Origin of the sequence: Halopseudomonas sp. (assembly GCF_036960865.1) — a bacterium.
Classification (GTDB): Bacteria; Pseudomonadota; Gammaproteobacteria; order Pseudomonadales; family Pseudomonadaceae; genus Halopseudomonas.
On sequence record NZ_JBALWE010000012.1, the window covers coordinates 152,289 to 159,605 of the forward strand.

Annotated in this window: 6 protein-coding genes; 1 reads left to right on the top strand and 5 read right to left on the bottom strand. The window is 58.6% G+C overall.

Annotated features, from left to right (window positions below; translation table 11 throughout):
• Positions 1–22: 22 nt before the first annotated feature.
• From V7747_RS16935 to V7747_RS16955, 5 genes are all read right to left on the bottom strand, one after another.
• Entirely contained in the window at positions 23–1,033 is a 1,011-nt protein-coding gene (locus V7747_RS16935) for an isocitrate/isopropylmalate family dehydrogenase (RefSeq protein WP_335617189.1), read from the bottom strand.
• Complete coding sequence (locus V7747_RS16940; protein WP_335617190.1) at positions 1,030–1,932, bottom strand: DMT family transporter; 903 nt, start codon at positions 1,930–1,932, stop codon at positions 1,030–1,032. Before V7747_RS16940 ends, V7747_RS16935 begins: the two co-directional genes overlap by 4 nt.
• Positions 1,933–2,029: 97 nt before the next feature.
• Entirely contained in the window at positions 2,030–2,482 is a 453-nt protein-coding gene (gene rimI / locus V7747_RS16945; protein ID WP_335617191.1) for a ribosomal protein S18-alanine N-acetyltransferase, read from the bottom strand.
• Positions 2,479–3,279 (bottom strand): hypothetical protein, encoded by an 801-nt coding sequence (locus V7747_RS16950; protein ID WP_335617192.1) that lies wholly within the window; start codon positions 3,277–3,279, stop codon positions 2,479–2,481. The genes rimI and V7747_RS16950 overlap by 4 nt, the downstream gene beginning before the upstream one ends.
• Positions 3,279–4,820, bottom strand: a complete 1,542-nt coding sequence (locus tag V7747_RS16955; RefSeq protein WP_335617193.1) for a 2-isopropylmalate synthase — start codon at positions 4,818–4,820, stop codon at positions 3,279–3,281. The genes V7747_RS16950 and V7747_RS16955 overlap by 1 nt, the downstream gene beginning before the upstream one ends.
• Positions 4,821–5,104: 284 nt before the next feature.
• Between V7747_RS16955 and V7747_RS16960 the strand changes: the two genes are divergently transcribed.
• On the top strand, positions 5,105–6,769 hold the full coding sequence (locus tag V7747_RS16960; protein ID WP_335617194.1) for a long-chain-fatty-acid--CoA ligase: 1,665 nt from the start codon (positions 5,105–5,107) through the stop codon (positions 6,767–6,769).
• Positions 6,770–7,317: the final 548 nt, after the last annotated feature.

The following is a 7,317-nucleotide window of genomic DNA, read 5'->3' on the forward strand; positions in this document are numbered from 1 at the left end:
GCCTTTTTTTATTCCTGCCTTTTCATTTCTGCGACAGCTCAAGACGTGCCAACACACCCTCTGCCACTCGCTCTGTCGTTTGAGTACCCAGATCTGAGCCCTGTGTGTCGTTAAGAAAGCCTTCCACTGCATTTTCCAGACATGTCGCAGCCTCCGGCAACGCCCAATGGTAGCGCAATAACAATGCGGCGCTGAGCAGCGCTGCGATTGGATTGGCTCGGCCGCTACCGGCGATGTCCGGAGCACTGCCGTGAACCGGTTCCGCCAGTGCAATGCCGTCACCCCAATTAAGTGAAGGCGCGGTAGCCAGACCGCCCGACCAATAACTAGCAAGATCAGACAGGATATCGCCGAACAAATTGGTGGTGACTAGTACATCAAACCGCTGCGGTTGCTCGACCAACTGTAGCGCCGCCACATCAACCAGCCGCTCATCGACCAAGCCATCCAGACCTTCCGTCGCTAACACCGCGCGGCAGGTATCACGAAACAGGCCGCAGGTCAGCGGCAACACATTGGCCTTGTGCACCAGCGTTATACGTCTTGCTCCGCGCTGCCGAACTACTTGGGCTGCGCGCTGCGCCAATATTGCACAGGCTTGCCGTGTGATTTGCCGCTGAGCGACGGCCTTGTCGGCCGACGCCATATGCTCTTGACCGATGTACAGACATTCGCTGTTCTCACGCAACAGCATGAGATCGATACCGGGTCTGGGTGAGATGCCCGGCCAACTGCGTACCGGCCGCAAGTTGACCGAGAGCCCAAGCTGTTGCCGCAGGGTGAGAATGGCGCTGCGATACCCCGGCACCGCGCGCGCGGGCGACTGTACCGCACCAAATAGACCCGCGCCGCACTCGCGCATGAGCTCGAGCGTACGCTCAGGCACCGCATTGCCTTGCTGTTCAAAATAGCCCCAGCCTGCTGACGCTTCCACAACCTGAAGGTCGGGCAACAACCTCCGCAATGCGCGCACCGCAACAGGCGTCACCTCCGTACCGATGCCGTCGCCCGGTATGACGCAGAGCTTTCTCATGTCCGCTCACGCGCAGGCCGGGTGGCGAGTACCAGCCCGCTGAAAGTCAAAGCCCCGCCGAGCAGGTGATACCAGTGCAGCTGCTCGCCCAATAGCAGCACGCTGAGCAAGGCGGCAAATACTGGCATCAGGTAACTGAACAGAGAAGCAGTTGCAGGGCCCAGCACCCGTACACCGTTATTCCAGGCCAGGTAGGCCACCAGCGAGGCCATTACCGCGGTGTAACTGACGGCGCCGAGCGTAACCAGCGTCATCGGCATGGCGCCGGTATGGCTGTATTCCCAGAGATAAAATGGCAGCAGCAATGGCACGCCGAACAACAGCATCGCAGCGAGCAGGGTGAGCCCGGGCACGGGTACCATCCATCGCCGCAAAAGAACCGAGTACAGGCCCCACGTGAGCACTGCCAACAACATGATCAAGTCACCAGGGTTGAACGACAGCTGAGCGAGCCGGTCCAGGTTGCCAGTACTGAGAATCACCATCAGGCCGCTGAACGACAACAGCGTCCCGCCCAGCGTCTGCGGCGTGGGCCACTGGCGCAGCAAAATAATCGACCAGATAAAGGCCGCCACCGGCAAGCCGGTATTGACCAGCGTAATGTTGATCGCCGTAGTGGTTTGCGCTGCCATATACAACAGCGTGTTATAGGAAGAAATACTTAACGCAGCCAAGGCAGCGATCTGCTTCCAGTGCTGACTTAGCAGCGCCCGCCGTTGCCACAGGCTGCGTGAGGTAAAGGGCAGCAGCAACAACAATGCAGTACACCAACGCCAGAACGACAGGCCGATGGGCGGAAGCTGGCCCGCTGTTGCACGCGCCACCAGCGCGTTGCCAGCCCAAGCCAAGGTACAGACGATGAGACCCGTGATCGCCCAGCCTCGCGCCGACAACCTCAAACCAAAACTCCAAACCTGTTCAACATACTGCAACACCTTGCGTAGAGAAAATCCGTCTGCCGGCCTGAAAATCCGCCGCGCCGTCAGGCGTGCTCGATTACTCGATCAGTGAGTAAGCCATCACTAACGCGTCTTCGCGACCACCGACAGCGGGATAATAGTTGCGGCGCCGGCCGATCTCGTTGAACCCGAAGCGCTCGTACAGCGAGGCTGCACTGCGGTTGGACTCGCGCACTTCCAGAAAGGTAACTTCAGCATCGCGTGCTCTGGCACGGCCCATCAGGTGTTCAAGCAGGGCGAGACCATAACCGTTGCCCTGGCTTTCCGGCTTTATGGTGATATTGAGCAGGTGCGACTCTCCGGCGGCGGCAGACACTACGCCGTGGCCAACCTGCTGCAGCCCGCTGAATACCAGCCAGCACTCATGACCGGACTTGATGCAATCGAGGAAAATGCCGCGGGTCCAAGGGTGACTGAAGGCCGCGAACTCGACTGCCAACACCGCATCCAAGTCAGACTCCTGCATCGCACGAAACGATAGCCCCGTCATACCTGCCCCTGCCAACGTGACTTGACTCGGCGAAGCTGTGCCCAAAGCGCCGCCTTGCGCGCTGGAGACCGCAGCAGCACCTCAAGATCAGGCGCAAACCACGCCGCCGGCAGATTATCCAGCGCGACCTCACGGCCGGACAGTTGACCTACCGCACTGAGGTCGCTTTCGACGAGGAGCCCGGTGGCCGGACCAAAACAGCCCAGAGATACACACTCATGCTCTTCCAGACGCCCCTGCATAAAAGCGAGCAAGCCGCGATGTGCTGCAGCGGCGCTACGATCCAGCTGCGGGTTGCGGCTCAGCGGCCAGCGGAAATCGACCAGTAACCGAGGCCGCGACGGCAGCCCTGCTGCACATAGTATGTCCTGCAATAAAAGAAACGCGGGTGTGGCGCTTTCCATGCCCGGCTCTGGCGCTTCAGTGAGCAGCGCGCAGGGGCCAGAAAGCCAGAGCTGCAAATAGAACGGTTCGATCGCAGGGCCGTTTGGCGTCACCACCTCTGCGGCTTGCGGCTGCGCAACCGGCGCAGGGACATCGGGCATCTTGCCGGCACGTAATTGCTGCACAACAGCCGCTGCCCGAGCCACAGCGGGCGCGGGTGGGGCAATATCAGGTAACGCCGAATGCGCCGCCGGCACCGTCCTCGGCGTCGCTTCAACAGGGGCGGCGGTCTGCTCTGCCACAACGGGAAGACTGTAGGGCTGTCGCGATGGCACACCTGACAGCGCCTGTCGCGGCACCCAGTTGGTAACACCCATGGCCTCTAGGTAGGCCAGCCTTGCTTGCTCCTGCATCAAACGTCTGCCGCCTGTGGATGCGCGCGATAGGCCCCTTCACGCATGAGATTGAGGGCATTGATATAGGCCTTGGCAGACGCCACGACAATATCGGTATCGGCGCCGTTGCCGTTGACGATACGCCCGCTTTTCTCCAGTCGTACCGTGACCTCGCCCTGCGAGTCGGTACCCTGGGTGATCGCGTTGACCGAGTAAAGCTGCAAGCTGGCATTGGAATTCATGATTTGCTCAATTGCCTTGAAGGTCGCGTCCACTGGACCGGAGCCTTCTGCACGCGCCTCCTGCTCTACACCGTCGATGCTCAACTGCACCGTTGCATGCGGCACCTCACCCATGCAGGAGGCCACTTCAAGGTGTATCAGCCGAATATGCTCGACCACCTCGGTGAGCGTATCGGTTACCAGTGCCTGCAGGTCCTCATCGAATATCTCGTGCTTGCGATCAGCCAATTGCTTGAAACGGGCAAAGGCGGCGTTCAGCGCTTCACCGCTCAACTCCATGCCAAGTTCTTCAAGGCGTGAGCGAAAAGCATTACGGCCCGACAGCTTACCCAAGGACAGCTTGTTGGTGTGCCAGCCGACCGACTGCGCACTCATGATTTCGTAGGTCTCGCGATGTTTGAGTACGCCGTCCTGATGAATACCCGATTCATGCGCAAACGCATTGGCGCCAACAATGGCCTTGTTTGGCTGCACCGGAAAGCCGGTAATACCCGAGACCAGCCTTGATGCCGGTAGTATGTTCTCGGTGACTATGCCCGTATATACACCCAGCAGGTCCTGACGGGTCTTGATCGCCATGACGATCTCTTCCAGCGCAGCGTTGCCCGCGCGCTCACCGAGTCCATTGATGGTGCACTCTACCTGACGCGCGCCGGCCGTCACCGCGGCAAGCGAGTTGGCCACGGCCAATCCCAGGTCATTATGGCAATGCACGGAGAACACGGCTTTGTCCGCGTTGGGTACCCTACTGATTATCTGGCCGATCGTATCGGCAAACTGGTGGGGTATGGCGTAGCCAACGGTATCAGGAATATTGATGGTGCGTGCACCGGCATCGATCGCCGCTTCAATGATGCGACAAAGGAAGTCGATTTCCGAGCGCCCGGCATCTTCACAGGAGAACTCGACATCGGCACACAGATTGCGCGCGCGCTTTACCGCCCGCACAGCCTGCTCCACCACCTGCTCCGGCGGCAGGCGCAGTTTGTGCTCCATATGAATCGGGCTGGTCGCGATAAAGGTATGAATGCGGCCAGCGTTTGCGCCGGCAAGCGCTTCAGCCGCGCGATCAATGTCGACATCCACAGCACGTGAAAGACTGCAAACGATACTGTCCTGGATGCTGTCGGCAATCGCCTTGACCGCGTCGAAATCGCCGGGGCTGGCGATCGCAAAGCCGGCTTCGATTACGTCCACCTTCAGCTTTTCCAGCGCCCGAGCGATACGCAGCTTTTCGTCCTTGGTCATGGACGCACCTGGACTCTGCTCGCCGTCACGCAGCGTTGTATCAAAGATAAACACCCGGTCCTGACTCATCTGTAGGCTCCTCTTGCAAAAAACGCTATTGGCGACGACTGGCTATCAGCGCGTGGGCGCTAGGATCAGCTGGTTACTATACCTTATCAACGCTCAACCCTGTGACAACTCGGCCTCCCGCACTCACCGCCGTTTATGGCGTAACAACAGCACAACAAAAGTATCCTTCCTTAGTCTCTTCGTGAGACTTATTCTGTCGCCTCGCTCTAATAACAGTGCCGTCCTGCTGAAGCCGCGCAGAGAACGGTTCGTCTGATTTGCATAACAAGCAGGAGACTGGATGTATGTTTGACCGTCACTTCCCCGTGTGGCCCGATCAAGTACCCAAGCAGCTTGAACTCCCCGCCACCAACCTGTTCCACAACATCACCGTCTCCGCGCTGCGCTACCCAGACCACCCCGCCATTCATTACTACGGCAGCGATATCAGCTACAGCGAGCTGCAAAGCCAAGCCGAACGCCTTGCCGGTTATCTGCAGCAAGCCGGCGTGCAAGCGGGTGATAGGGTGCTGCTCTATATGCAGAATAGCCCACAGTACATCATCGGTTACTTTGCGATTCTTCGCGCCAACGCGGTGGTTGTGCCGGTTAACCCGATGAACCGAACGGCCGAGCTGGCCTACCTGATTGAAGACACCCAGGCGCCGGTTGCCCTGTGCGCACAGGAACTCAGCGAATTTGTCGCGCCGCACGTGGGCAATGGCGTACTTAAGGAAGTGATCGTCACTGCGTACAGCGAGTACGTAGTTGAACCTACCGATCTGACACTACCCGACGCCGTTGCCGCGCCGGCAAAACCACTCGATCAAGCCGGCCTGAGCTCTTGGCAGGGCGCACTGCAAGCCAACATACAACCAGGCCCTTTGACCGCCGGCCCAAAGGATCTGTGCGTCATCCCCTACAGTTCCGGCACCACGGGCAACCCCAAGGGCTGCGTACACACGCATCACAGCGTAATGGCCACAACCGTCTATGGCGCCGCCTGGGTCAACACCCAACACAGCTGTATCCACCTGGTGTCTGTCCCGATGTTCCATGTGACCGGCATGCAGTCGTGCATGAACTCAACCCTGTACGCTGGCGGCACGCTGGTGGTCATGACCCGCTGGGACCGCAAGGTCGCCGCTACGCTGATCCAAAGCTTGAAGATCAACACCTGGCGCAACATTTCCACCATGGTGGTCGACATGCTCTCCGACCCCGATATCGACCAATACGATATCAGTTCACTGACCGGCATCGGCGGTGGCGGAGCAGCCATGCCGGCTGCTGTGGCAGCCAAGCTGCAGCAGAAGACCGGGTTGATCTATATGGAAGGTTACGGACTCTCCGAAACTATCGCCGCTACCCACGTCAATCCTCCGCACGCCTGCAAGGCACAATGTCTGGGCATCCCATTTATTGGGGTTGATTCGCGAGTTATCGACGTGGAGACCCTGAAAGAGGTGGAACCAGGCGTAACCGGGGAGATCATTATGCGCGGTGAGCAGATCTTCCAAGGCTATTGGAATCGCCCTGATGCGACCGAAGAAGCCTTTGTTGAGGTCGACGGCGAACGCTTTTTCCGCTCCGGCGATCTCGGCTACTACGACGAAGAGGGTTACTTCTTCCTCGTGGACCGCGTCAAGCGAATGATCAATGCGTCCGGTTTCAAGGTGTGGCCTGCGGAGGTTGAATCACTGATGTACGCCCATCCAGCCATTCAGGAAGTCTGCATCATTTCAGTACCTCACGAACGCCGCGGCGAGACAGTCAAAGCCGTGGTCGTGCTGAGCGCAGGGCAGAACGGCACCACCGAACAAGACATCATCAACTGGTGCCAGGACAATATGGCCGCCTACAAATGTCCGCAGATCGTTGAATTCGCTGACAGCATCCCCAAGTCTCCCACCGGCAAGATCATGTGGCGGCACTTGCAGGACATAGAGTGGGGCCGCGCCGAGGCCTGATGCCGTTATGGAGTACAAAAAGAGCGCTCAAGGGCGCTCTTTTTATTGCTCGCGTGTAACTGCGGCAAATACGTGTCCGACACATACCGCTTTTTAGCGTCGGGCCAACAGGAAACAAGTGCTGAAACTCACTACTCCTGAGCAAGGCTTTAGGTGGGCCGAAAACATCGCATCAGACCAACATATCCGAAATCCTCAAGCGACCTGAACGCAAAACTGTTGAAACCTAAGCTTTAAAACCTTCTGGACGGATAGGATGCTCTGGATAGCAAGTGCCCAACACTCAGAAAGGCACGAGGCTAGCTGACGACCCAGGGCCACTGTGAGTGGCCCACTACACTCGCAGCGGCAAACAGCAGCCCCCACAGCGTTTATTGTCCGAGTTAACCGTAAGGAGAGCCGACCACTAGCCTACTGTCAGCGCAGGGGTAGTTCATCGCGCGCTGGTTTTGCAGCGCACAAAGTAAAACCCCCGACCTGTTACCAGATCGGGGGTTTCGGTATAAGCGCTTGACGATGACCTACTCTCACATGGGGAGACCCCACAC